Source organism: Tumebacillus flagellatus (assembly GCF_000714935.1).
GTDB classification, from domain to species: domain Bacteria; phylum Bacillota; class Bacilli; order Tumebacillales; family Tumebacillaceae; genus Tumebacillus; species Tumebacillus flagellatus.
The window spans coordinates 142,055-164,657 of the sequence record NZ_JMIR01000003.1; the positions used below are offsets into that span (position 1 = coordinate 142,055).

The following is a 22,603-nucleotide window of genomic DNA, read 5'->3' on the forward strand; positions in this document are numbered from 1 at the left end:
GCCGCAACCAAGCGTTGCCATAGGGGGGTTGTTGTTTTTCTGCACGCAAAAAATTATCGGCCGCGATACACGCCCGGACGCTTTTCCAACAGAGCGCGCACCGCTTCGAGATGGTCTTCCGTCTCCGTCACGATCGCCATATGCGACGAGACGAGGTCGAGCGCCGTGCGCAGGTCGGTGCGCTGGCTTTGGTAGGCGGCGCGCTTGATCAGGCGTACGGCGACCGGCGGTTGTGCGGCGATCTTGCGGGCGAGCGCGTACGCTTCGTCCAAGACGCTCTCTGCCGGAACGACGCGGTTGACGAGGCCGATGCGCTCCGCCACGTGTGCGTCGATCATGTCGCCCGTCAGCAAAAGTTCCAGCGCTTTCGCCATCCCGACGAGCTTCGGCAGGAAGTACGCTCCGCCGTCGCCCGGCACGATGCCGAGCTTCACATACCCTTCGGAGAATCGCGCCTTGTCACTCGCCACGCGCAAATCGCACATCAAGGCCATGTCGCATCCGGCACCGACCGCGTCTCCGTTGACGGCGGCGATCACCGGTTTGTCCACTTGTTCAAGCGTCAGCGGCACGCGCTGGATCAGCTTCCACAGCGAGTTTTTGCGGGCGAGTCCGGTCGAGTAGGTGTCGAGTTGGGCATCGCCTTGCGCGAGAAAGCCTTTGCCCTCGCGCATCGCCCGCACGTCGCCGCCGGAGCAAAACGCACGTCCCGCGCCCGTGACGACGACGGCGCGGATGTCGTCGTTGTCGCGGCACTCTTCGAGCGCTTCCACCCATGCCTCGATCATCGGCACGGAGAACGCGTTCCGCGCGTCCGGCCGGTTCAAGGTGATCGTGGCGATGTGGTCTTGCACGGTGAACAACAGGTCGCTCATGATTCTTCCTCCTCCCATCCGTTCAAGGTGTCGAGATCATCCACGATCTCCGGGATGAGAAACGTCGCGACAAAGTTTGGCTGCTCCTCTTCCGGAATCCAATGTCCGTCCACGCCAAGTGCCCGCAACGTGACGCGGAAGTGCGCCATCGCGATGCCGACGCAGAGGCGGACGGAGTTGGGAGCGCCGGGGAACAGGGGCTTTTTTTCCTTGTATTCTTCGAGGAACGTAAACGAGATCATGCCTTTTTTGTGATAGCGAACATGCCACGGTTGTTTGTTGAAGGAGGACGGCGCGACTTGCACCGCTTCCAAGGCGCGGAAGAACCAGCGCGGAGGCGTCTTGTCTTCGATGTAATGGATTTCCTCAAGTGACTTGCGTTTGCCTCTGTTGGTGCTGCCGAATTTGAACAGACCTTCATACAGCGACGCCATGCCGCCTTGCTTGGCGCTTCCGACGGCGACGACGGCGAGCACGCGCTCGTTCTGTTTCAGTCCGGCGATGCGGCCCGCTTCGTCCGGTTTGAAAAAACCGCCGACCCAGCAAGTCTCAAGTCCAAGCGCCGTCGCGTAGAGAACGCACTGTTCGCCCATGTACCCCGCCGCTTCGTAAAAGTACGGAGCGTCGAGGTTGGCGACGATCGCGATCAACGCCGGAGCGTTGGTGACGGCGCCGTAGGATCCGATAAAGCCTTTGAAGATGCGGGACGTTTGGTCGGTCCCTTCGACGAGCACGGCGCGGGTGTCGCTGTCGGGATACGGTTCCCAGCCGGAGTCGAGGAAAGTCTGAAGTTTTTGACGGGTATCGGCGGCGAGAGGCTCGCCTGTATAGGAACGGCTGCTGTGGCGGAGTTCCACCGCCTCGAACAGCGGAATGGCCTGTGTACGAGAAAGCGTGCGCTTGGGATTGGACACGAGAATTGGACTCCTCTCTATCGATAGGGGTTCAAGTCTAGTCTACAATAAGGTGGTACACATGTACACAGCGCTCCCCCACATGATCACAGCCGAAATGCGGTTGATCAACGGCAAGATGCCGGAGTTGATCCGCCCGACGAGGCGTCCGGCGAACGCGAGCGAGAGAAACCAGAGCAGGGAGACGAGCATGCACGCGGTCGTGAAGCCGGCTTTGTCCGAGCCCGCGTACGAGAGCGACGACGTGCCGATCACGCCGACGGTGTCGAGCAGGGCGTGCGGGTTGAGCAGCGAGACCGAAGCGGCGAAGAGGATTTGGCGCTTCGGGGAGAAAGCGACGGGCTCTTCCGTTTTTTCAGGCTGGTCGGCGGAGGCGGCGTTTTTCCACGTGAGCCAACCCATGTAGAGCAGAAACAACACGCCTCCGATGATCAGCAGCCAGCGCACCCAGTTCACTTCGAGCACCAACAGCGATACGCCGAACACAGAGAGCAAGATCAACAGCCAATCGCACAGAGTCGCCGTCGCCACCACCGGCAACGCTCGTACAAAAGCACTCTGCCGCGCTCCTTGGTTGAAAACAAACACGTTCTGCACGCCAAGGGGCAGGATCAAACCAAATGCCAGTAAAAACCCATGCAAAAATGCCAATGAATAACACCCCTTCAAAAAATAAACTGCCGCTGCGCGAGATGCATTCTGCAAAGCCGCACCTCAACCCCCTGCAAGCCAACAGCGCAGTCCCCCCTGCATGCACCCTACGATTTACGTACGGAACGTCTTGCTAATTGCTGCCCGCTCATGGCGAAAAAACACCCCGCCCACGCTGGACGAGGTGCTTTTTTCTATTCCGTCAACACTTTCTGGATAAACAGTGTCGTTTCCTTCGCGAGGTCGAGTTCCTTCACATCGTGAGACTCCCACTCGCCTTCTTCCTTCTTGAAGACGCGAACGATCGGGCGGGACGGCAGACCTTTGTGCTGGCCGACGACCATGCCGACTTGACCGTTATCGAGCTTGATCGAAACCCCCGTCGGATACACCGCCACCGAGCGCAGAAACTGCACCACCACTTCGTGGTCAAACTGCTTGCCCGCCAAACTCATCATCAATTCCGTCGCTTCATGCGGCAACATCGGCTTCGTGTCCTCGTTGCCCGCAATCAAATTGTCAAACGCGTTCGCCACCGCCACGATCTTCGCAAACGGATGGATCTCATCCCCCGCCAAGCCGCGCGGAAACCCGCTGCCGTCGATGTGCTCATGATGTTGCAAGCAGCAATGCGCCGCGATGATGGAGATTTCGTTTTTCTTGCGCAGACGCTTGTACCCGCGCCACGTATGCGCTTCGTCGCTCGAAATCCCCTTGGGCAGATCGCTCACTTCTTCCTTCTGCACTTTCTCCGGCAACTCGATTTTGCCGATGTCATGGAACATCGCCCCCATCGCCAAGTCGCTCAACTGCGCGCGGTTGAGGCCCATGTTCGTCCCGATCACCACCGACAGAATCGTCACGTTGATCGAATGCAGGAACAAACGGTTGTCCTTCGTCCGAATGTCGGAGAGCGACACGAGAACTTTCTTGTTCTTCATGATCTCGTCAATGATCGAACCGGTCGCCTGCGAAATCGTCTTGGTGTTAAACTCGCTCCCGCCTTGGATGTGCTGTACCGCCGTCGCGAAATTGCTGAGCGCTTCCCGGCGCGTGGTCTCGGAAACCACTTCCTCCACCACCACATCGGCAAAGCGCGCGTCTTGGATGAACAGCATCGAGACGCCCAAGCGCCGCAGCGTGCTCAACATCCCCACCGTCAATTGGACCCCCGCGTTCAGCAAGGGTCTGCCGTCGTTTGTATAGATCGTGCGCGCCAGCACGTTGCCGGGTTGCACCGTGTCCACAGATACATGTCGCATATGGGCAAATCCCCTTTGTAAGCCAATTCGATGACAAAAGTTCCTCTTTCTAATTTACCATATTATATGGAGCTTAGAAAATGCTGAACTTCAGCCGGGGATTTCATTAGTTTCTAAAAAAACAAACTATCTGCGCGCGACTTTGCCCGCCCCCGCTTGGTCGAGCGGCTTGACGATGATCGCGTCGATGTTGACGTGCTTCGGGCGGGTCGCCGCCCACGTCACGCAATCGGCGATGTCTTCCGCCGTCAGCGGCGTCATGCCCGCGTAGACGGCGTTCGCTTTTTCCTGATCGCCGTGGTAGCGGGTGACGGAGAATTCCGTTTCCACCATGCCCGGATCGACGGTGGTGACGCGAACCGGCTTGCCGAGCAATTCCTGGCGCAACGCGTCGGTGATGGCGCGCACGGCAAATTTCGATGCGCAATACACCGCGCCGCCCGCGTACGCTTCCCGTCCCGCGATCGAACCCAAGTTGATCACATGCCCGTTGCCGCCCTCGATCATATGCGGCACCGCTTCGCGTGTCATCAAGAGCAGCCCGCGCACGTTGGTGTCGAGCATCGCGTCCCAGTTCTCCGTGTCGTTTTCTTCAACGACCGGCAGCACGCCTTTGGCGAGGCCGGCGTTGTTCAACAGCAAGTCGATGCGGCCGAAGTGTTCCTTGACGGCGGCGACGAACGCTTTGACCTCTTCGGCGTGGCGCACGTCCAAACGCATGACGAACGCCTCTTGGCCGGTCGCTTCCTTGATTTCTGCGGCGATCGCTTCCAACTTGTCCACCGAGCGTGCGCCCAGCGCCACTTGGAAACCCGCTTCCGCCAATTGCAACGCGCTCGCCCGGCCGATGCCGGAAGAAGCGCCGGTGATCATGGCGACTTGTCCTTGCACTTTCAATGCCATATGTATCGCTCCTTGTTCTCGATCATCCTGTTGACCCTGCTCAGGTTTACACATGTAGTTTACTCCGACTCGTCAAAAAACTCCATCGTCGCCACCAAGTGCTGCAACAGCGGCTCGATGTCGTGGATGTTGTCTTCGTCGATCTTCGCCCGAAACATCAGCGTGATGCGATACCCGCCTCGGCCCGCTTCCTCACCGGGTTGGGTCATCAGCACCGTGGAAAGTTCGTGCCGGGATTGCGCCACTTCGCCCCAGACTTCCTCCAGGTAGTTTTCATAGACGGCGGCGTGCGCCGCTTTTTCCGGGGGCAGATCGAAGTGCAGCTCCAAGACGCAACCCGGCAGTTGGTCGGCGAGCCGGACGCGGCGGAGTTCGCCCGCAAAGTCGAGCAACCCGCTTTGCAGCAGGACGGTCGCTTGGATTTCACTGTCCGGTTTGCGGACTTGCATGCGAAACGTCCGCGACATCGTCGCGAGGTCCACGAGGTCCTCCCGACCGGACACCCGCAGTCTCTGGTCGTGGTCGAGGTCGTAAAGCGCCCCTTCAAAAACCACTTTTAAATTGTCATAGATGGTGGGATCGAACAATCGTTGTTCCTCCTTCTGGCCCGTGCGTGCTACAATCAGAATAACACGTTTTTCCATTTCTCTCGACAGGGGGACTCACATCATGAATTCGCGCCTGCAAGCATTTCTCGACCGTATGGTGCCACGATTGGCAGACTTACATAAGCTTTCCAATGAAGCGTATTGGCGAGCGACCACGACCGGACGCTCGGAAGACGAGGAAGAGTACGCCAAACTGAAAGCCGATTTGCTGAAACTGTACGCCGACCGGGAGGCGTTCGCCGAACTGCGCGAGATGCGCGAATCGGGAGCGGTGACCGACCCGCTCTTGGCACGCCAACTGGACGTGCTCTACCACAATTTTGCCGAGAACCAAATCGACGAGGCGGACATCGAAGAGATGGTGCGCCGCGAAACGGAGATCGAGGGGCGTTTCACCAGCTTCCGCGCGCTCATCGACGGCGAACCGGTTTCGGACAACCAGATCCTCGACATCATGACGAACGAGAAGGACGAAGCGAAGCGCAAAGCCGCTTGGGAAGCCAGCAAGCAAATCGGCGCACAAGTCGCGGAGAACGTCCTCTCGCTGGTCAAGTTCCGCAACGAAATCGCCAAGAAGCTCGGCTATGAGAACTACTACGTGATGAGCTTGCAGTTCCAAGCGATCGACCCGCAGGAGCTGTTCACGCTCTTGGAGCAGTTGGAAGTTTCCACCCGCGAGCCGTTTGCCCGCGTGAAAGCGGAACTCGACGCGGCGCTCGCCGAAGGACTCGGAATCGCGACGGCCGACATGCGTTCGTGGCATTACTACGACCCGTTCTTCCAAGAAGCTCCGGAGTTGTACGATGTGGAGTTGAACGCCTACTTCGCCGATCAAGACGTCGTCGCGCTGTCCCAAACGTACTTCTCCGGCCTCGGCCTCGACGTGCAAGGCATTCTCGACTCGTCCGACCTCTACGCGCGCGACGGCAAGCAACAGCATGCGTATTGCACCGACATCGACCGGGAAGGCGATGTGCGCGTGCTGTGCAACGTGACGTCCAACGACTATTGGATGTCGACGATGCTTCACGAGTTGGGCCATGCCGTGTATGACAAATACCACGACGCGTCCCTGCCGTGGCTGCTGCGTCAACCGGCGCACACGCTGACAACCGAAGCGATCGCCATGCTGTTCGGACGTCAGACCAAGGACTCGACGTGGCTGAATCGCATCGCGGGCGTTCCGGCGGAAGAAGCGCAAGCGGTCGCGGTCGATCTGCACAAGCAACTGACGCTGGCGATGTTGATTTTCATGCGCTGGGGTCTGGTCATGACCCACTTCGAGCGCGATCTGTATACGAACCCCGATCAAGACCTGAACACGCTGTGGTGGGACTATGTCGAGCGCTTCCAGCTCGTCCCGCGCCCGGAGAACCGCAACCAGCCGGACTGGGCGTCGAAGATTCACATCGGCATCGCGCCGGTGTACTACCAAAACTACATCCTCGGCGAACTTTGCGCGTCGCAGTTCTTGGCGGCGATGGAGCGCGACCTCGGCCTCGCGTCGCTCACCGAAGAACCGCGCGTCGGCTCCTGGCTGACGGAGCACGTCTTCCGCGTCGGCTCCCGCTATCCGTGGAACGAAATGATCGAAAAAGCGACGGGTCAACCCTTAAGCCCCGAGTTTTTCGTCAAGCAATTCGTGAACGCCTAACCATGAAAAAAGACCCTGTCCGCAAAGGATTGGGTCACTATTTTCTATAAAAAGACCCGGCCCGCAAGGGATTGGGTCACTTTTTTCTCAAGAAAAAGACCCGGCGATTGGTGCCCGGGTCTTTCTCGCTTACTTCGGCAGTTTTACGGTGATGGTGGTGCCAACACCCTTCTCGCTTCGCACGTCGAGCACGCCGCCGTGTTCGCGGATGATCTTGGACGAAACGGTCAGCCCGAGTCCGGTGCCTTCCGTCTTGGTCGAGTAGAACGGGCTGCCGAGGTTTGCCACTTCCTCCTCGGTCATCCCGACCCCCGTGTCCCGAATCGTGCACGACACATACGTGTCGTCTTCGTACGTGCGAATCGACAGCGTCCCGCCGATGTTCATCGCTTCAAATGCGTTTTGCATGAGATTGAGCAAGACTTGCTGAATCGCTTCTTTGTGCATGGAAACCGGCGTCAACTCCGCAAAGTCGGTTTCCACGTTGATGTTGCGCAGCGTCGCTTGGTTTTGCACCAAGATCAGCAAGCGCTCGATCACGCCGTTGACGTCCGCCCGCTCGCGGGTGACGTCGGAGGGCTTCGTCATCAGCAGGAAGTCGCGGATGATCTTCTCCATCCGGTCGACTTCCTCAACCATGATCCGCGTGTACTCGCGAATTTCCATATCGCCCTGCTCGCCCTTGAACTTGTGCTCAAACAACTGGAGAAAACCCTTGATCGACGTCAGCGGATTGCGAATCTCATGCGCCGTCGCCGCCGCCAGTTGCCCGACGACCGCGAGCTTCTCCGACTGGATGATCTCGCGCTGAAATTTCTTATCTTCGGTGACGTCGGAGAAGCAAAGCATCTGCCCGACCGGATGGCCGTCCTCGTCCAAGAGTACCGTCCACTCGAAATCGCCCAGAATGTGGTCGCCGCGTTTGAGTTCAAACACCTGACCGCCCGAGATCTGCGCGAACATCTCGTGCGCGTCTTCCGGCTCCAATCGCTCCAAAACGGACAGCACCGGTTGACCGATCAATTGCTGCTCCGAGTCGCACATCCATGCACAACCGCTCGGGTTGATTTCCTGCAATATGCCGTCCGTGCTAAACACCAAGATCGCACGTTTGTCAGACATGATCATATACCTGTAGCGCGAGTGCAAACTCACCGTCGCCACTTCCCGATCGAGATGCTCAAAGCGGAAGTTCAGCGTGAACAACGCCAAAACTCCGACTCCCAAGAGCAACGCGTGAATGGCAGTCGGGACGATGGGAATCGCGGAGACCTGGGTGAATCCCGAAGGAATCAGCCCCATCGCAGCCGATTTATGCACAGCAAACAACAGATACGAAAGCGCCAGCGCCAAGGCCACACCGGAAAAAATCCCCTCGATGGCCCGCAAGCTGCTGGAAGTGGAGTGCCGGCGTTTCTGCAGAAACAGCCACATGACTCCCCACCAAACCGCCGTGTTCAGCCAGTAGAAGCCAAAGGTGAGGATGGTCATACAATCCCTCCTACGCGGGTGTCATTCCATAGGATAAGGATTCGATGCGATGTTGCCGATTTCCTGCGACTATCTAAATACTCTATACAATTTCTGAGAACCGGGTCTTTATCATTTAATACCTCAACTTGATCAACAAATTGCGTATTTGATCATCGTGCACCAAAACCTCGTCATAATAGCGGTTCGTGATCTCCGTAAGCGCCACGTCATGATAGAAGAAATCCAGAAAAAACTGCACGAACTGCGGCGAGGACGTCATCACGCCCTTCATCTCGCCGTTGTGGAAGATCGCCAGCAAGATACGCGATTCGTCGACGATCAGCAGCCGCCAGCGCTCCAGCGAGTGCCGCTCCCACTCCGGCACCGGAAACGTGGTCAGGTGCCGAAGTGCGGACGGGACGGAGCCGAGGGAGAGAGCTTCCACGCGCACGCCCTCCGCTTCCTTTTTTTCCAGATGAGGCTTCAGCCGCTCGAACTCGTCGGCCCAAAGCGAGAGCCGGATCGAGGTCGCGGCTTTTTGAATCCATTCTTCCATCGTCAAGAGCATCGAGGCATCTTCCTTGAGCATCCAGACGCGGTCGTCCACTTCGGGACGGTCTTCGCGGTAGGCGGTGCGCAGCTGTTCGACGTTTTGATAGAAGTTCTGGGTCAGCGCCTTGATCACGATCTCGATGTCCACCGCTTGGTATTCGCTTTTGTTGCCGGTCATCGATTCGAGGATGATGCCTTTGTCCACGAGACGGTGCAGAACTTCGTAGATCTTGCCGCGCGGGACGCCGGAATCCTTGGCGAGCGCGTAGCCGGTCATCGGTTTCCCGGCGTGGTGCAGCGTCTCGTAGACTTTGTTCTCGTAATCGGTGAAGCCAAAGCGCGTGAGCATGGAGCTTACATCTCCTGCGGCGCTTGCAGCCCGAGCAGGTTCAGCGCCGTGCGCAGCACTTGCACGGTCGCGGCGACGAGGTGCAGACGAGCAGCGGTTACCGCTTGGTCGTCGGCGATGACGCGGACGTGCGCGTAGAATTTGTTGAACGCTTGAGCAAGGTCGATGGCGTACTTGCCGATGATCGACGGGTCGAACTCGGTACCCGCGCGTTGCACGATGTGCGGGAAGTTCAACAGCATCGTGACGACCGCCCACGATTCCGCGCCTTCCAGAGCACCCGCGGGCAGTTGGATTTTTTCCGAAGCTGGTTCATAACCCGCTTTGCGCAGGATCGAGCAAGCGCGCGCGTGGGTGTATTGCACGTACGGACCGGTTTCGCCCTCGAACGTCAGCATGTCTTCAAGCGAGAAGTTGATGTCGTTCAAGCGATAGTTTTTCAGGTCGTGGAAGATGACCGCGCCGACCCCTACAGCTTTCGCGACGGCGTCTTGGTTTTCGAGGTTCGGGTTTTTCTCGGCGATGACTTGGCGCACGTCGTCGATCGCTTGTTGCAGCACTTCGTCGAGGAGGACGACTTTGCCCTTTCTGGTGGACATCTTCTTGCCGTCTTTGAGCATCATGCCAAACGGGATGTGGTGCATTTCTTTCGCCCACTCGTAGCCGAGTTTTTCCAGCACTTTGAACACTTGCTTGAAGTGCAGGCGTTGCTCGCCGCCGACGACGTAGAGCGCTTTGGCGAAGTCGTACGTGTCGTGGCGGTACAACGCCGCGGCAAGGTCGCGGGTGGCATAGAGGGTGGCGCCGTCCGATTTTTTGATCAGGCAGGGCGGCATGTCGAATTCGTCCAGTTTGACGACCATCGCGCCTTCGTCCTCGACGAGCAGTCCTTTTTCTTCGAGGAGGGTGACGACGCGGTCCATTTTATCGTTGTAGAACGCTTCGCCGTGCAGGGAATCGAAGCGGATGCCCATGAGTTCGTACGTTTTGTTGAACTCCTTGAGCGATTCGTCGCGGAACCACTGCCAAAGTTCGGTCGCTTCGACGTCGCCGTCTTCGAGCTTTTTGAACCATTCGCGCGCTTGGTCTTCGAGAGACGGGTCGGCTTTGGCTTCGTCGTGGAATTGCACATAGAGACGGAGCAGTTCCGGGATCGGAGACTTACGGACGGCTTCTTCGGAGCCCCATTTCTTGTACGCGACGATCAGTTTGCCGAACTGGGTGCCCCAGTCGCCGAGATGGTTGATGCGCACCGGGTTGTAGCCGAGTTTCGCGAGGATGTTCGCGAGCGCGTTGCCGATGACGGTGGAGCGCAGATGGCCCATCGAGAACGGCTTGGCGATGTTCGGGGACGAGAGGTCGATCGTGACGTTCGCGCCGTGGCCGAGATCGGCGGCACCGTAGGCGTCGCCCGCCGTGAGGACGTTCGAGATCACGTCTTGCGCGACCGCTTCTTGGTCGAGGAAGAAGTTGATGTACGCCCCGACGACTTCCACGTTGCCCACCGGAACGCCGGCTTCAGCGAGTGCCGGTTGGATTTTTTCCTTGAGTTCGGCGGCGATCATCGGCGGCGCTTTGCGCAGCGTCTTCGCCAGTTGGAAGCACGGGAACGCGAGGTCGCCCATCTTGGGGTCTTTCGGGGTTTCGAGGAGGCGGAGAGTATCGGCTTCCTCCAAGTTGGCAAGCGGCGCGATGACGGCCGCGATTTGGTTTTTGTAGGACATGGTTTGCACGCACCTTTGTTCTGAGATGGATAAAAATAAAAAGCTCTCGTCTCTAACGAATCGTTAAGAGACGAGAGCTGTTGCTCCCGCGGTACCACTCTTGTTGCTCTCTCCCGCATCGGAAAAAACCGAATGGGACGAAGAGCCGCTTTGCGCTGTAACGGGCTGACCCGGCCCCGCCTGTTCGGGGGGCGTCTCGGAGGTGCGCTTCTCCAGGCTTGCTTTCGACCGGGCTCTCACCATCCCCGGCTCGCTGGGTGTCACACAGGCTGGATACTGTCCTCGTCTTAGACGTTCTTGACTTATTATATCCATCCGCATGACGGTATGCAACTTTTACCGCCGGGGGAGTTGGTCGGGGGAGTCCGTGCGGTTTGTCCGGCCTGAACGATCCTCCGGGCGGAATTTCTGTTCCGATACGATTTGCGTGCGTTGCACATAACCGGAGTAAGCGCGGCGGAACACGCGGTACGTCCCGATCGCGACGGCGAGGTCGTCGGTGTAGCCGAGCAGGACGATAAAGTCCGGGATCAAGTCGATCGGCGAGAGGATGTAGACGAGTCCGCCGATGATCAGGAATTTATCGCGAAACGGAGTTTGCCGATCCTTGAACATGCCGACGAGGTTTTGAAAAAAAGAAGGTTTGCGATCCACGGAAATTTCCTCCTGCTGATAGGATGGGAGTGTGGGACATGAAGCGCAAATCGCGCGAGTTGAGTTCCATTCTGACACCGGAATTCTTCCGGGGCATCACGCCCCGTGAGGACTCCGTATCCTTCCACATGATCTTCACTAGTATGTACGTACAAGCCTGGCAAGAGTTGCCCCCGGCACGCGAATTCTCCGTACTTGTTACGACTGACCCAGTAAAAAAAGCCCCCTCCACACGAATGAACGTCGTGGAAAGGGGCTTTTTACTGATTATCAATTAAAACACTTTCGCCGCAAAGTCGGAGAGTTTGCTGAGCGACTCTTGCTCAACTTCCGCATGCAGGGAGTTGCCGTGGGAGTCCATGGTGACGATCGCTGCGAATCCTTCGACTTCGAGGTGCCACATCGCTTCCGGGATGCCGAATTCCATCAGGTCGACGCCTTTGACTTTCTTCACGCAACGCGCGTAGTACTGCGCCGCGCCGCCGATGGCGTTGAGGTAGACCGCGCCGTGCTCTTGCAGGCCCTTGAGCGTCTTCGGACCCATGCCGCCCTTGCCGATGATCGCGCGCAGGCCGAACTTTTTGATGATGTCCGCTTGGTACGGCTCTTCACGGGAAGAAGTGGTCGGGCCCGCCGCTTTCACGTGCCATTCGCCCGCTTCGTCCTGCAGCATGACCGGACCGCAGTGGTAGATCACGCCGCCGTTCAAATCAACCGGCGTGGTGTGCTCCGGCTCAATCATGTACTTGTGGAACGCGTCGCGGCCGGTGTGCATCTCGCCGTTCAAGATGACCACGTCGCCCACTTTCAGATCGCGAATCTGCTCTTCGGAGATCGGCGCTTGCAACACGACGGTGCGGGTGCCGGAATCGCCTGCTGCCGCTTCCTTCTTGGTGGTGTCGATCGCGTCGACTTCTTCCTTGTACTGCCATTCCTTGATCGCGCCGGTCTCTGCGTCGAGCACTACGCCCAGACGACGGAACGCCCAGCAGTTGTACGCGACCGAGACGTAGAAGGAAGCCGGGAGACGGTTCATCACGCCGATTTTGCAACCGAGCAGCGACACTTTGCCGCCAAAGCCCATCGTGCCGACGCCGAGATGGTTCGCCGTTTCCATGATGTAGTCTTCCAGTTTCGCGAGGTCCGCAATCGGGTTCACATCGTCCACGCGGCGGAACAGTTGTTCCTTCGCGAGCGTGTACCCGGACGTGCGGTCGCCGCCGATGCCGACGCCGATGAAGCCTGCCGAGCAGCCTTGGCCTTGCGCTTGGTAGACCGCGTGCAAGATGCACTTGCGGATGCCGTCGAGGTCGCGGCCCGCTTTGCCGAGACCTTCGAGTTCGGTCGGGAGCGCGTACTGGATGTTTTTGTTCTCGCAGCCGCCGCCCTTGAGGATCAGCTTGACTTCGATGTCGTCGCGTTCCCATTGTTCAAAGTGAATCACCGGAGTGCCCGGGCCGAGGTTGTTGCCGGAGTTTTCCCCTGTCAGCGAATCAACGGAGTTCGAACGCAGTTTGCCGAGTTTGGTCGCTTCGGCGATCGCTTCGAGAATCTGCTTCTTCATGACGATCTGGTTTGCGCCCACCGGCACGTGGATGTGGAACGTCGGCATGCCGGTGTCTTGGCAGATCGGCGACTCCTCTTCTTGCGCCATCACGATGTTCTCCGCGATGGTGTCGAGCGCCAGAGAAGAACGGTTGCCGAGCTCTTCCTCCAGACGAGCTTTGGTCACCGCGACGCGCACGTCGGACGGGAGGTTCGTCGAGGTTTGGATGATCAGGTTCAGCATGGATTCTTTGAATTGTTGCATTCGTCTATCCCCTTTAAGTAAGCGGGTGAGCCCCGCAGGTTCCGTACAAGCATCGTCTTTTATTATAAGACTGTTTCTGCCGGAACCGCAATGCAAGCTAGCTTACCGGTACGGGGTGATAGCGTTCGTGGCAGGGTCGTAATCCAGCCAGAGCTTCGTATTTGCCGTATCTTTGCCGTTGGCGGGCATGAGGCGGCGCTTGCCGCCTGAGCTGCTCGGAGAAATTTCATAGTTGGCCATGTGACGGGTGGTATCCAATTTGTACAAGACTTGCGGCGCCTCTTGGTCGTCGTGGAACAAGTAGAACGTCAGCGTCCCAGGGTCCGTGCCGCTTCCGGTATTCGTAACGCCCGGCGATGTAACAAACGCCGAAACGAGGTACGTGTTCTCGTCCATGTTCGGAAACACTTGGCCGATGTAGTTGATGTCTCCCTCTAACCCGGGCAGGAATTTGATCGAACGATGTTCCGCGTAGAGGTACATGTACGATTTCAGCACCAACGTATCGTTGCTCCACAACTTGTACACAAAGCCCTTCTGACTCAGCGAACTGAGCACGATGTTCTGCACGTTTGGATTGGAGACGACGGACGTGACTTCGCCCGTTTTGAGGTCGATCACCCGCATTTCACCGGCTCCGGTCCCGACCGCTTGGTCTTCCGCCACAAAACGAAACGTCATCTGATCGCGAGATTCCGCTTGCGCCAGCATTTTTTCCTGGTGCGTTGCGGTGTTGTATTGGATCACGCGGGCGGGTTTCATTTGTTTGTTCTCGTCAATGTACGTTAGCAACGCCTCTCCATGCTCCCCGTACACCCATGTATAATCGATCGGATCTTGGCTCAAACTCATCGGTTGGATGCTGTTGTCGCTGTCAATGAAGTACGCTTGCCCCGTACTGCTGCCCGCGGGGTACACGATAAACGCGAGAAACGGTCCCGTCATCAACCCTTTGACGGAGTCATCCGAATGCACGGTGAACACGTGGGTCGTTTTTTTGTTTCGCACGACGCTGATCCCGTTGCCCTCTCGCAAGATCTTCAAGCCGAGATCGTAATTGTCGTAAATCGTCTCCTGCTTCAAAGCCTGATCCGCGCTCGTCGCGGCATCCTGTTGATGCCCCAAGTAGCTCGGAACCGCCGCCACCCCCAGCGCCACGCAAGCCGCCGCCGCGATGCCGGTCAGCCACGGACGCCAGCGGTCGCGCCGGGCGAAACGACGTCCTTTTTTCACGACGTTTTGCCACGTGCGGGCTTTGGCGATCGCCAGTTCATGACCCGACGGCATCCCTTGTGTTCCCCGCAACGCTTCTTCCAAAGATTCAGGCAATTGGATTCGCTCTTCCATACAACTCTCCGCCTCCTTCTCTTTCCCAAACGTCACGCAACTTCAAAATCGCCCGATGGGTCAGCATCCGCACTTTCGCTTCGGTCATCCCAAGAATTACCGCGGCGTCACCCACATGAAAGTCGTGCAAGTAACGCAACACGACCACATCGCGGTAATGGTCCGGAATTTGCAACAGCGCTTCCCGCAACTCTTGTTGCAAGAGCATCCGCTTCCACTCGCCGTCGTCCTCCGTGAGCTCCGACCGCACATCCCGCTCGTACTGCTCGTGAATCTGCTTGCGGCGAAACAGTTTGCGCCACATCGAGTTCAAGTGGTTGTGCGCGATGGAGAACAGCCACGTTCTATACCCGCTCTCTCCGCGAAATTTCATAAAACTGCGATACGCTTGCAAAAAAATCTCCTGCACCAAGTCCTCCACATCCGCCCGTTGCTTCACAGTGTGGAACACATAGCGGTACACATCTTGGTAATAGGCGTTGTAGATCTCATAAAACGCCTGTTCATCGGCAGGCTTCATTTCGTCCCTCGCCCCCTCTCTGTACCGTTAGTGGTCGCGTCTACCACCCTTTGTTTCACTCACCCGGAAAAAATCCGTAAGAAATCAAAAAAAGAGACCGGACACATCCTCCGGTCTCTCCTCTCCCGTTATGCTTTTACAGACAACAGCGATTCGGCGATGCCGCGGACATCGCCCGCGCCCATCGTCAAAATCAACCCGCGCTGGTTGGATTTTTCCCGACGAATCCAATCGGCGCCTTCTTCAAGGTTGTTCACGACGATGACTTTCTTGCCTCGCGAGCGGATCTGTTCCGCCAACTCGAACGTGAGCGCTTCCGCTTCGTCGCCCGATTCCCGCGCGGATTGGAAGATCTTCACGAGCATCACTTCATCCGACAGCGTCAACGCCTGCGCAAAGTCCTCCAGAAACTTCTTGGTGCGCGAAATCGTGTGCGGCTGGAACACCGTCAACAGAGTATCGTCCGGGAACGACAGCTTCGTCGCCCGAAGCGTCGTCTCGATCTCGCTCGGATGGTGCGCGTAGTCGTCATACAATTCCCAGCCTTCAAACTGGCCGAGGTAATCGAAACGGCGGTACACGCCGCGAAATTCCGCAAACGCCGCCTGCACGCTTACAAACGGAATGTCCAACAGACGGGACACCGCGACAGACGCCAGCGCGTTCAGCACGTTGTGACGGCCGAGCGCGCGCACTTCGATCACGCCAAGCTGCGTGTCGCGCTCCCACACTTTGAATTTCAAGCGGCCGCGGCACTCTTCCAGATCAGTGGCGTAGATGTCGTTGTCAGGATCGAGCCCGAAGAACACGGTGCGGCCCTTCGTCTTCAACTTGCGGCACAGCTCTTGGTCGCCCCACGCGATCAGCGCGCCGTCCTCCGGCACTTTGTCCACGAACGTCTGGAACGCGCTGAACACGTCATCGAGGTCGCGGAAGTAGTCCGGATGGTCGAAGTCGATGTTGTTGACGATCGCAATCGTCGGATTGTAATTGTGGAAGCTGCGGCGGTACTCGCAAGCTTCCGCGACCAGATAGCCCTCCCCGTAGCGAGAGTTGCTGCCGATGTCATAGTTCTTGCTCCCGATGACGACCATCGGATCGAGCCCCGTCTTCAACAACAGGTTGGAGATCATCGACGTCGTTGTGGTCTTGCCGTGCGTCCCCGAGATCAAAATCGTGCGTTTGTCGTTCATCAGATGCCCAAGCTGCTCCGGATACGAATGCACCGGAATGCCTCGCTCCTTCGCGGTCTTGATCTCAATATGGTCATCTCCGTACGCCGGAGAGTGGCAAACCATGTCAACGCCCGTCAAGTTGTCAGCGGACGGGGTCACGATGCGGGTGATTCCGGCTCCAGCCAACAGAGCATCGGTGAAAAACACATCTGCGCTGTCTGAACCGGAAACATTCAGACCCATGCGCGCGTAGATCTGCGCCAGGGCGCTCGTCCCGGAGCCTTTGATCCCCACAAAGTGGATTTTCTGCATGCTGCGGAGACCTCCTCGTTCGAAGTCTAGTCTAAAGAAACTCAGTCTTTAGTATGGGCAATGTCACACGAAATTGCAAATAACGAATTATTACAATCCTTCGTACAACGGAAATTCAAAGCGAAACAGCACGCCCTGCCCTTGATCGCTCCGCACCGTGACATGAGCAAAGTGCTCGTGCATCGTGCGGTACACCATCGTCAGCCCCAAGCCGTTGCCGTTATCCTTCATGGAAAAAAACGGCGTGCCGAGCAGATGCAGTTTGGCGGCCGGAATCCCCGTGCCGTTGTCTTCCACTTCCACCACCAAGGACCGCCCCCGCCGATAATGGCGGAGGGTCAACACCGGGTCCTCGATGTCCTTCATCGCTTCCAGCGCGTTCTTGATCACGTTAAAAAACGCCTGTTTCAACGTCTCGCGCCGCCCGAACACCAAACAGTCCTCGTCGTGAAACTCGTACTGGACGCGCTTTTTGTACTGCTTGTCGTGAAACAGATCGACGGTGTGCTTCAGCAGCCCCGACATCTGCAACGGCGATTTCGGAGCGTCGGGCACCGGCGGCTTCGCGACGTCGAGCATCGACGAGATCGTGTCGATGCCGCGGTCGAGCTCCTCCATCGCGATGTTCAAAAACGCATGCGGCTGCACTTCGGCGAGCAGTTGCAAAAACCCCCGCGTTGCCGTCAGCGGATTGCGCACTTCATGCGCCACGCCCGCCGCCATCTGCCCGATGGAAGCGAGACGCTCGACGTCGAAGCGCTTCTTCTGCTCGTCGAGGTAGGAGTTTTTCAGCTCCATGTAAGACGCCATCCAGTTTTGCATGGCGAGCTCCACGTTGTTCGTCAGCTCCTCGGCGATCCGCAGACTCATCTCCAACGCAATCTGCCGCTCCTGCGCGTACTCCAGGAAAAACTCCTGCAACACCCGCCGGAACATCCGAAAGCGCTCAATCGCCTCTTCCGGAGGCACGTCTTGCACGGCGCGCTTGGCGCTGGTCTCGCGCGCCCACTCCAGCATCTGCTCCCGCGCCGAACCATAAAACGAAGCAAACACGATATCCAAGAGCTCCTCTGCTTCCTGCCGCAGCGTCTGCTCGTAAAACTTGTCTTCCATGTGGTAAAAAAAATTCTGGTTGTCCTCGTGACGATCCGTCCACCAGCGAAAGGTGAACTCCGAGATGCGCTCTTGCATCCGGCTGCGGAAGCCCTGCACGACTTTCAGCATATTCTCAAACTCCTTAATGTGCTCAGGCAATCAAACTGTGACGACTGTACCTGACATTATACCCCACGTGCGACACATTGGGACAATGGACGATTTGCCTCATTTTTAATTTTCTCAGTCTTTTTGCTTTGGGACGAACGGCTCCACATGGATCATCACGCCCTCGATCTCTTCTCTCGCCGCAAGCGTCCGTTCCACTTGATCGGTAAGTTTGTGACTTTCCTCTACACTGAGACCGGCGTCGACCGCGATCACGGCGTCCACGTGCACGTCGCTTCCGTGATGTCGGGCTTTCAACTCCCGCACTTCGCGCACGCCGTCGGTTCCCTGGATCAACGACCGAATTTCCCCCAACTTCCGCTCGTCGTAGCCGTCGCTGAGCGCATGCGCCGCTTCGTAAAAAATCTCATACGCCGTCTTGGCGATGATCAGGCCGACGACCAGCGCCATCACGGGGTCGAGCCAATGCCAGCCGATGCGCGCTCCCAAGATGCCGACCATCGCGCCAAGCGAAACCAGCACGTCCGCCCGGTTGTCGGCCGCCGCCGCTTGCAGCGCCTGCGAGTGAATGCGCTTGCCAAGCCGCGAGTTGTACAGATACACACAGACCATCACGCCCGCTGAAAAAAGCGCCGTCCACAACGAAATCAGATCCGGTGTCACCGGTTCGTGGCGGATCAAACTCTGCACGCCGTCCCAGAGCACGTCGAGCGCCACGCTCGCCATGATGAACGCGGCGGCAAACGTCGCAATCGTCTCGGCGCGCCGATGCCCGTACTTGTGATCGGCGTCGGCCGGTTTGCGCGCGATCTTCAAGCCGATCAACACGGCGACCGACGCGACGATGTCGGTGGCGTTGTTCAACCCGTCGGCAAACAGCGCTTTCGAGCCCGCCGTGTGCCCGACGAACAATTTCAACGCCGAGAGGAACAGATACGCGGCGATCGAGACCCACGCGCCCCGCTCTCCCTGCTTCATGCGTTGGTTTTTGTCCTCCGCCGTGACGGGCGATTGGACTGCCTCCGCATCGATCCGCCGAATCAATCTTCCCCGCTGCTTGACGCCGCTCAATGGATCACCCCGCCGTCATACGGCGCGTTGCCGTCGTGTTTGCCAAGCCCTTCCTCGATCATTTTGTTTTTCAGCTTGTCGACCAAGTAATTTCCGAGCATCTCGTACAATTCGAGGTGCGACATTCCTGCAATCCATTCCAGCATGTGCTCGCGCTCCAACTCCCCCAAAATGCCGCTGACGATGAGGACCGCGTCCTCCTCGTCTCCGACCAATTGGTCTTTGTACAGTTCATACATCTCGTCCACCAACTTCATCTGAGACCCTCCTTCCAACCCGCAGGGGTTTTTGCCGTAGTTTTCCCGAGAGGCTAAAATTCTTTCCCAGTAGTTTTTTGTAGGTTTGCGTATGTTGACGTAGTATTGCCACTATTCTAAATGCAGTCATTTAGGGGGTGTCCTACACACCATGATCCATTTCTCGCAGATCAACAAGCACTACGGTCAATTCCACGTCCTGCGCGACATCGACCTGCACATCAAACCGGGTGAAGTCGTCGTCATCATCGGCCCGTCCGGCTCCGGCAAATCAACGCTCTTGCGTTGCATCAACCGCCTGGAGACGGTGACGAGCGGAGAGTTGATCGTCAACGGAACCAAAGTCAACGACAAGTCGACCGACATCAACAAACTGCGCCGCGACATTGGAATGGTGTTCCAGCATTTCAATCTCTATCCGCACATGACCGTCCTCGACAACATCACGCTCGCTCCGACCAAAGTCGGCGGCCTCAGCAAGGAGCAAGCGTCCGAGATCGCCATGAAGTACTTGACCAAAGTAGGCATCCCGGACAAAGCCAAATCGTTCCCGTCGCAACTCTCCGGCGGCCAACAGCAACGCGTCGCCATCGCGCGCGGCCTCGCCATGAAACCGAAGATCATGCTGTTTGACGAACCGACGTCCGCGCTCGACCCGGAGATGGTCGGCGAAGTGCTCGACGTCATGAAATCGCTTGCTAAGGAAGGGATGACGATGGTGTGCGTCACGCACGAGATGGGATTCGCGCGCGAAGTCGCCGACCGCATCGTCTTCATGGACCAAGGCCAGATCTTGGAGGAAAACACGCCGGCCGAATTCTTCGACAACCCGCGCGAAGAACGCGCCCGCCAGTTCCTCTCCCGCCTCAACCACTAATCTACATCTGAAAGGGGTCAACTCCTGTCATGAAAAAAACTTGGAAAAAAGCACTCTCTCTGTTCCTCGTCTCTTCTGTCGCCGCGCTCACGCTCGTCGGTTGCGGCAGCTCTTCTTCTGATTCTTCCTCCAAATCCGGCGACACCGGCTCCAAAACCGGCACCGTGTCGTCCGCAACGCTCGACGCGATCAAGCAACGCGGCAAACTGGTGGCGGGCGTCAAGTACGACACCAACCTGTTCGGCTTGAAAGACCCGGCGTCCGGCACCGTCTCCGGTTTTGACATCGACATCGCGCACGCGCTGGCCAAAGACATCCTCGGCGACGAAAACAAAGTCGAATTCAAGGAAGTCACCTCCAAAACCCGCATCCCGATGCTCGACAAGGGCGACATCGACGTGATCATCGCGACGATGACGATCACCGAAGACCGCAAGAAGCAAGTCAACTTCTCCGACGTCTACTTCAAAGCGGGTCAATCCCTGCTCGTCAAGCAAGGCTCCGACATCAAATCGATCGACGACCTGAAAGGCAAGAAAGTCCTCGCCGTCAAAGGCTCTACTTCGGTCACCAACATCAAGCAAAAAGCGCCGGACGCGCAAGTTCTCGAATTTGACACCTACGCGGACGCGTTCACCGCGCTCAAAGCGGGCAAAGGCGACACGCTGACCACCGACAACGCGATCCTGATGGGCATGTCCCAACAAGACCCGTCCTTCGTCCTGACCGGCGGCCTGTTCACCGACGAACCGTACGGCATCGCGTCCAAGAAGGGCGATGACGAGTTCACCAAGTACCTGAACACCTTCCTCAAGAAGATCAACGACAACGGCGACTACGCAACGATCTACAAGAAGTGGTTCAAAGAAGATCCGAAGAAGTAAGCCGCAACGCTTCCCTACCTTTTTTCTCCTGACACAGGAAGGAGCATGAACGTTGTGCTCCTTCCTTTTTCCTAGAAAGGGGGAGATGATCCCAGATGATCGACTTCACGATCTTGACCGACCATTTTCAGGAATACATGGACGGTTTTCTGACCACTATCGAGTCTTCCGCGCTGGCGCTGCTCGGCTGTCTCATCCTCGGCACGATCATCGCGGTGTTCCGCATCTCGCCGATCAAGCCGCTGCGCTGGTTCGGCACGGCGTACGTGGAATTTTTGCGCAACATTCCGGTCCTGATCACCGTGTTTCTGTTTTACGCCGGCGGGCCCGTGCTGCACCTCAACTTAAGCGGGTTCGCGTCCGGGACGATCGGACTTGCCGTGTACACATCGGCGTTTGTGGCGGAAGCGATTCGCGCCGGGATCAACGCCGTTCCCAAGGGGCAGATGGAAGCGGGCCGTTCGTCCGGCCTGTCGTACATCCAGACCATGCGCTACATCGTGTTGCCGCAAGCGTTCAAAATTGTCATCCCGCCGATCGGCAACCAATGCATCAACTTGATCAAAAACTCCGCGACGCTGGGCGCCGTCGCCGGTCTCGACCTGATGTACCAAGCCGACATCATCAACTCCGAAACGTTCGACGTGTTCTCGACGTACATTTTTGTCGGGATCTTCTATCTCGTACTCACGATTCCGCTCAGCCTCTTGTTCTCGTACATCGAGCGCCGGCTGAACCGGGCTTATTAGAAAGGGGGCGCTGACACATGGACATGGACTTTGCCGGTGCCTTATCGCCTGCCAACCTCAAGTACATGATGCACGGTCTTGGCGTCACGCTGGAGGTTGCCGTCTGGTCGATCGTACTCTCCTTTCTGCTCGCCAACTTGATTGCGGTCTTGCGCTACGCCCGCATCCCGGTGCTCTCGCAGATTCTGTTCGTCTTCGTCGAGATCGTCCGCAACTTGCCGTTGCTCTTGATCATCTTCTTCATGTTCTTCGCGGTGCCGGATGTGTTGAAAATCAACATCACGCCGATTCAAGCGGCGATTGCCGCGCTGACGATCTTCGAATCGGCGATGATCTCCGAAATCATCCGCGGCGGTCTGAACTCGATTCCCAAAGGGCAGATCGAAGCCGGGCGCTCCAGCGGTCTGACGTACGTGCAGACGCTGCGCTACATCGTCTTGCCGCAAGCTCTGCGCAAGATGGTGCCGCCGCTCGTCTCCCAGTTCATCTCGCTGCTCAAAGACACCTCGCTTGCGATCATCATCTCGCTGGAAGAGCTGTTGCGCACCACGCAGATCGTCTACAGCCAGAAGATGAGCTACGTCTTCCCGGCGTTGATCTTTGCGGCTCTCGTCTACTTCGTGATCAACTACTCGCTTTCACTGGTCGCCGGACGTTTGGAAAAGAGATTTAATGTCTAGTCGAAAAGTTCTGAACAAGCATCTCCTCCCGTGGTACTATGGGAAGAGGTGCTTTTTTACGATTTGTTTACGTTCGGA

Annotated in this window: 23 protein-coding genes and 1 other annotated feature; of the genes, 6 read left to right on the forward strand and 17 right to left on the reverse strand. The window is 57.6% G+C overall.

Annotation, left to right across the window (positions count from 1 at the left end):
- Positions 1-53: 53 nt before the first annotated feature.
- The 6 genes from EL26_RS03555 to EL26_RS03580 form a co-directional block, all read right to left on the reverse strand.
- Positions 54-875: an enoyl-CoA hydratase-related protein gene (locus EL26_RS03555; RefSeq protein WP_038084561.1), complete on the reverse strand. Its 822-nt coding sequence runs from the start codon at positions 873-875 to the stop codon at positions 54-56.
- Complete coding sequence (locus EL26_RS03560) at positions 872-1,789, reverse strand: nitroreductase family protein (RefSeq protein WP_038084564.1); 918 nt, start codon at positions 1,787-1,789, stop codon at positions 872-874. The genes EL26_RS03555 and EL26_RS03560 overlap by 4 nt, the downstream gene beginning before the upstream one ends.
- Before the next feature lie 42 nt (positions 1,790-1,831).
- A complete protein-coding gene (locus EL26_RS03565) occupies positions 1,832-2,440 on the reverse strand; it encodes a LysE/ArgO family amino acid transporter (protein ID WP_038084566.1) in 609 nt (202 codons plus the stop codon).
- A 194-nt stretch (positions 2,441-2,634) separates the two neighbouring features.
- Positions 2,635-3,702, reverse strand: coding sequence for an HD-GYP domain-containing protein (locus EL26_RS03570; protein WP_038084568.1), 1,068 nt, complete (start codon positions 3,700-3,702; stop codon positions 2,635-2,637).
- Between the two features lie 126 nt (positions 3,703-3,828).
- Entirely contained in the window at positions 3,829-4,605 is a 777-nt protein-coding gene (locus EL26_RS03575; protein WP_038084570.1) for an SDR family NAD(P)-dependent oxidoreductase, read from the reverse strand.
- A gap of 59 nt (positions 4,606-4,664) precedes the next feature.
- Positions 4,665-5,192 carry a hypothetical protein gene (locus tag EL26_RS03580; protein WP_038084572.1) on the reverse strand — a complete coding sequence of 176 codons (528 nt, stop codon included), beginning with the start codon at positions 5,190-5,192 and terminating at the stop codon, positions 4,665-4,667.
- Positions 5,193-5,274: 82 nt separating this feature from the next.
- On the opposite strand from EL26_RS03580, the gene EL26_RS03585 reads away from it, so the two are divergent.
- Entirely contained in the window at positions 5,275-6,867 is a 1,593-nt protein-coding gene (locus tag EL26_RS03585) for a M2 family metallopeptidase (protein ID WP_052035949.1), read from the forward strand.
- Positions 6,868-6,996: 129 nt separating this feature from the next.
- On the opposite strand, the gene EL26_RS23395 is transcribed toward EL26_RS03585, so the two are convergent.
- From EL26_RS23395 to EL26_RS26570, 4 genes are all read right to left on the reverse strand, one after another.
- Positions 6,997-8,358, reverse strand: coding sequence for an ATP-binding protein (locus EL26_RS23395; RefSeq protein ID WP_052035950.1), 1,362 nt, complete (start codon positions 8,356-8,358; stop codon positions 6,997-6,999).
- Between the two features lie 115 nt (positions 8,359-8,473).
- A complete protein-coding gene (locus tag EL26_RS03595; RefSeq protein WP_038084576.1) occupies positions 8,474-9,241 on the reverse strand; it encodes a TrmB family transcriptional regulator in 768 nt (255 codons plus the stop codon).
- Positions 9,242-9,246: 5 nt separating this feature from the next.
- Complete coding sequence (gene argS, locus EL26_RS03600; RefSeq protein WP_038084578.1) at positions 9,247-10,965, reverse strand: arginine--tRNA ligase; 1,719 nt, start codon at positions 10,963-10,965, stop codon at positions 9,247-9,249.
- A 63-nt stretch (positions 10,966-11,028) separates the two neighbouring features.
- Positions 11,029-11,263, reverse strand: a binding site (T-box leader).
- Between the two features lie 38 nt (positions 11,264-11,301).
- Positions 11,302-11,619 (reverse strand): YkvA family protein, encoded by a 318-nt coding sequence (locus tag EL26_RS26570; protein ID WP_038084581.1) that lies wholly within the window; start codon positions 11,617-11,619, stop codon positions 11,302-11,304.
- A 38-nt stretch (positions 11,620-11,657) separates the two neighbouring features.
- On the opposite strand from EL26_RS26570, the gene EL26_RS03610 reads away from it, so the two are divergent.
- On the forward strand, positions 11,658-11,897 hold the full coding sequence (locus EL26_RS03610) for a hypothetical protein (protein ID WP_038084584.1): 240 nt from the start codon (positions 11,658-11,660) through the stop codon (positions 11,895-11,897).
- On the opposite strand, the gene EL26_RS03615 is transcribed toward EL26_RS03610, so the two are convergent.
- The 7 genes from EL26_RS03615 to EL26_RS03645 form a co-directional block, all read right to left on the reverse strand.
- Positions 11,894-13,429 carry a fumarate hydratase gene (locus EL26_RS03615; protein ID WP_038084587.1) on the reverse strand — a complete coding sequence of 512 codons (1,536 nt, stop codon included), beginning with the start codon at positions 13,427-13,429 and terminating at the stop codon, positions 11,894-11,896. The two genes, EL26_RS03610 and EL26_RS03615, sit on opposite strands and share 4 nt — an antisense overlap.
- A gap of 102 nt (positions 13,430-13,531) precedes the next feature.
- The gene (locus EL26_RS03620) at positions 13,532-14,776 is read right to left on the reverse strand and encodes a hypothetical protein (RefSeq protein WP_038084588.1); all 1,245 of its coding nucleotides are present in this window, start codon (positions 14,774-14,776) and stop codon (positions 13,532-13,534) included.
- Positions 14,751-15,296 (reverse strand): RNA polymerase sigma factor, encoded by a 546-nt coding sequence (locus tag EL26_RS03625; protein WP_038084590.1) that lies wholly within the window; start codon positions 15,294-15,296, stop codon positions 14,751-14,753. Before EL26_RS03625 ends, EL26_RS03620 begins: the two co-directional genes overlap by 26 nt.
- A 128-nt stretch (positions 15,297-15,424) precedes the next feature.
- The gene (gene murC, locus EL26_RS03630; protein WP_038084593.1) at positions 15,425-16,783 is read right to left on the reverse strand and encodes a UDP-N-acetylmuramate--L-alanine ligase; all 1,359 of its coding nucleotides are present in this window, start codon (positions 16,781-16,783) and stop codon (positions 15,425-15,427) included.
- Between the two features lie 90 nt (positions 16,784-16,873).
- Positions 16,874-18,007 carry a two-component system sensor histidine kinase NtrB gene (locus EL26_RS23400; protein ID WP_052035951.1) on the reverse strand — a complete coding sequence of 378 codons (1,134 nt, stop codon included), beginning with the start codon at positions 18,005-18,007 and terminating at the stop codon, positions 16,874-16,876.
- Positions 18,008-18,121: 114 nt separating this feature from the next.
- Positions 18,122-19,078, reverse strand: a complete 957-nt coding sequence (locus EL26_RS03640) for a cation diffusion facilitator family transporter (protein WP_274518865.1) — start codon at positions 19,076-19,078, stop codon at positions 18,122-18,124.
- Positions 19,075-19,335, reverse strand: a complete 261-nt coding sequence (locus tag EL26_RS03645) for a DUF6154 family protein (protein WP_038084595.1) — start codon at positions 19,333-19,335, stop codon at positions 19,075-19,077. Before EL26_RS03645 ends, EL26_RS03640 begins: the two co-directional genes overlap by 4 nt.
- Positions 19,336-19,486: 151 nt before the next feature.
- Here EL26_RS03645 and EL26_RS03650 point away from each other — a divergent pair, with 151 nt between their 5' ends.
- From EL26_RS03650 to EL26_RS03665, 4 genes are all read left to right on the forward strand, one after another.
- Complete coding sequence (locus EL26_RS03650; protein WP_038084598.1) at positions 19,487-20,212, forward strand: amino acid ABC transporter ATP-binding protein; 726 nt, start codon at positions 19,487-19,489, stop codon at positions 20,210-20,212.
- Positions 20,213-20,241: 29 nt separating this feature from the next.
- Positions 20,242-21,096 (forward strand): glutamate ABC transporter substrate-binding protein, encoded by an 855-nt coding sequence (locus EL26_RS03655; RefSeq protein WP_038084601.1) that lies wholly within the window; start codon positions 20,242-20,244, stop codon positions 21,094-21,096.
- A 95-nt stretch (positions 21,097-21,191) separates the two neighbouring features.
- Positions 21,192-21,845, forward strand: a complete 654-nt coding sequence (locus tag EL26_RS03660) for an amino acid ABC transporter permease (RefSeq protein ID WP_038084604.1) — start codon at positions 21,192-21,194, stop codon at positions 21,843-21,845.
- Positions 21,846-21,868: 23 nt separating this feature from the next.
- Positions 21,869-22,525: an amino acid ABC transporter permease gene (locus tag EL26_RS03665; protein ID WP_038084789.1), complete on the forward strand. Its 657-nt coding sequence runs from the start codon at positions 21,869-21,871 to the stop codon at positions 22,523-22,525.
- Positions 22,526-22,603 lie beyond the last annotated feature (78 nt).

What these genes read in the sequence shown, in the direction of transcription:
- EL26_RS03555 (WP_038084561.1), bottom strand. Translation starts at nt 875, where the DNA reads ATGAGCGACCTGTTGTTCACCGTGCAAGACCACATCGCCACGATCACC.
- EL26_RS03570 (WP_038084568.1), bottom strand. Translation starts at nt 3,702, where the DNA reads ATGCGACATGTATCTGTGGACACGGTGCAACCCGGCAACGTGCTGGCG.
- EL26_RS03575 (WP_038084570.1), bottom strand. Translation starts at nt 4,605, where the DNA reads ATGGCATTGAAAGTGCAAGGACAAGTCGCCATGATCACCGGCGCTTCT.
- EL26_RS03585 (WP_052035949.1), top strand. Translation starts at nt 5,275, where the DNA reads ATGAATTCGCGCCTGCAAGCATTTCTCGACCGTATGGTGCCACGATTG.
- EL26_RS23395 (WP_052035950.1), bottom strand. Translation starts at nt 8,358, where the DNA reads ATGACCATCCTCACCTTTGGCTTCTACTGGCTGAACACGGCGGTTTGG.
- EL26_RS03595 (WP_038084576.1), bottom strand. Translation starts at nt 9,241, where the DNA reads ATGCTCACGCGCTTTGGCTTCACCGATTACGAGAACAAAGTCTACGAG.
- argS (WP_038084578.1), bottom strand. Translation starts at nt 10,965, where the DNA reads ATGTCCTACAAAAACCAAATCGCGGCCGTCATCGCGCCGCTTGCCAAC.
- EL26_RS03610 (WP_038084584.1), top strand. Translation starts at nt 11,658, where the DNA reads ATGAAGCGCAAATCGCGCGAGTTGAGTTCCATTCTGACACCGGAATTC.
- EL26_RS03615 (WP_038084587.1), bottom strand. Translation starts at nt 13,429, where the DNA reads ATGCAACAATTCAAAGAATCCATGCTGAACCTGATCATCCAAACCTCG.
- EL26_RS03620 (WP_038084588.1), bottom strand. Translation starts at nt 14,776, where the DNA reads ATGGAAGAGCGAATCCAATTGCCTGAATCTTTGGAAGAAGCGTTGCGG.
- EL26_RS03625 (WP_038084590.1), bottom strand. Translation starts at nt 15,296, where the DNA reads ATGAAGCCTGCCGATGAACAGGCGTTTTATGAGATCTACAACGCCTAT.
- murC (WP_038084593.1), bottom strand. Translation starts at nt 16,783, where the DNA reads ATGCAGAAAATCCACTTTGTGGGGATCAAAGGCTCCGGGACGAGCGCC.
- EL26_RS23400 (WP_052035951.1), bottom strand. Translation starts at nt 18,007, where the DNA reads ATGCTGAAAGTCGTGCAGGGCTTCCGCAGCCGGATGCAAGAGCGCATC.
- EL26_RS03645 (WP_038084595.1), bottom strand. Translation starts at nt 19,335, where the DNA reads ATGAAGTTGGTGGACGAGATGTATGAACTGTACAAAGACCAATTGGTC.
- EL26_RS03650 (WP_038084598.1), top strand. Translation starts at nt 19,487, where the DNA reads ATGATCCATTTCTCGCAGATCAACAAGCACTACGGTCAATTCCACGTC.
- EL26_RS03655 (WP_038084601.1), top strand. Translation starts at nt 20,242, where the DNA reads ATGAAAAAAACTTGGAAAAAAGCACTCTCTCTGTTCCTCGTCTCTTCT.
- EL26_RS03660 (WP_038084604.1), top strand. Translation starts at nt 21,192, where the DNA reads ATGATCGACTTCACGATCTTGACCGACCATTTTCAGGAATACATGGAC.
- EL26_RS03665 (WP_038084789.1), top strand. Translation starts at nt 21,869, where the DNA reads ATGGACTTTGCCGGTGCCTTATCGCCTGCCAACCTCAAGTACATGATG.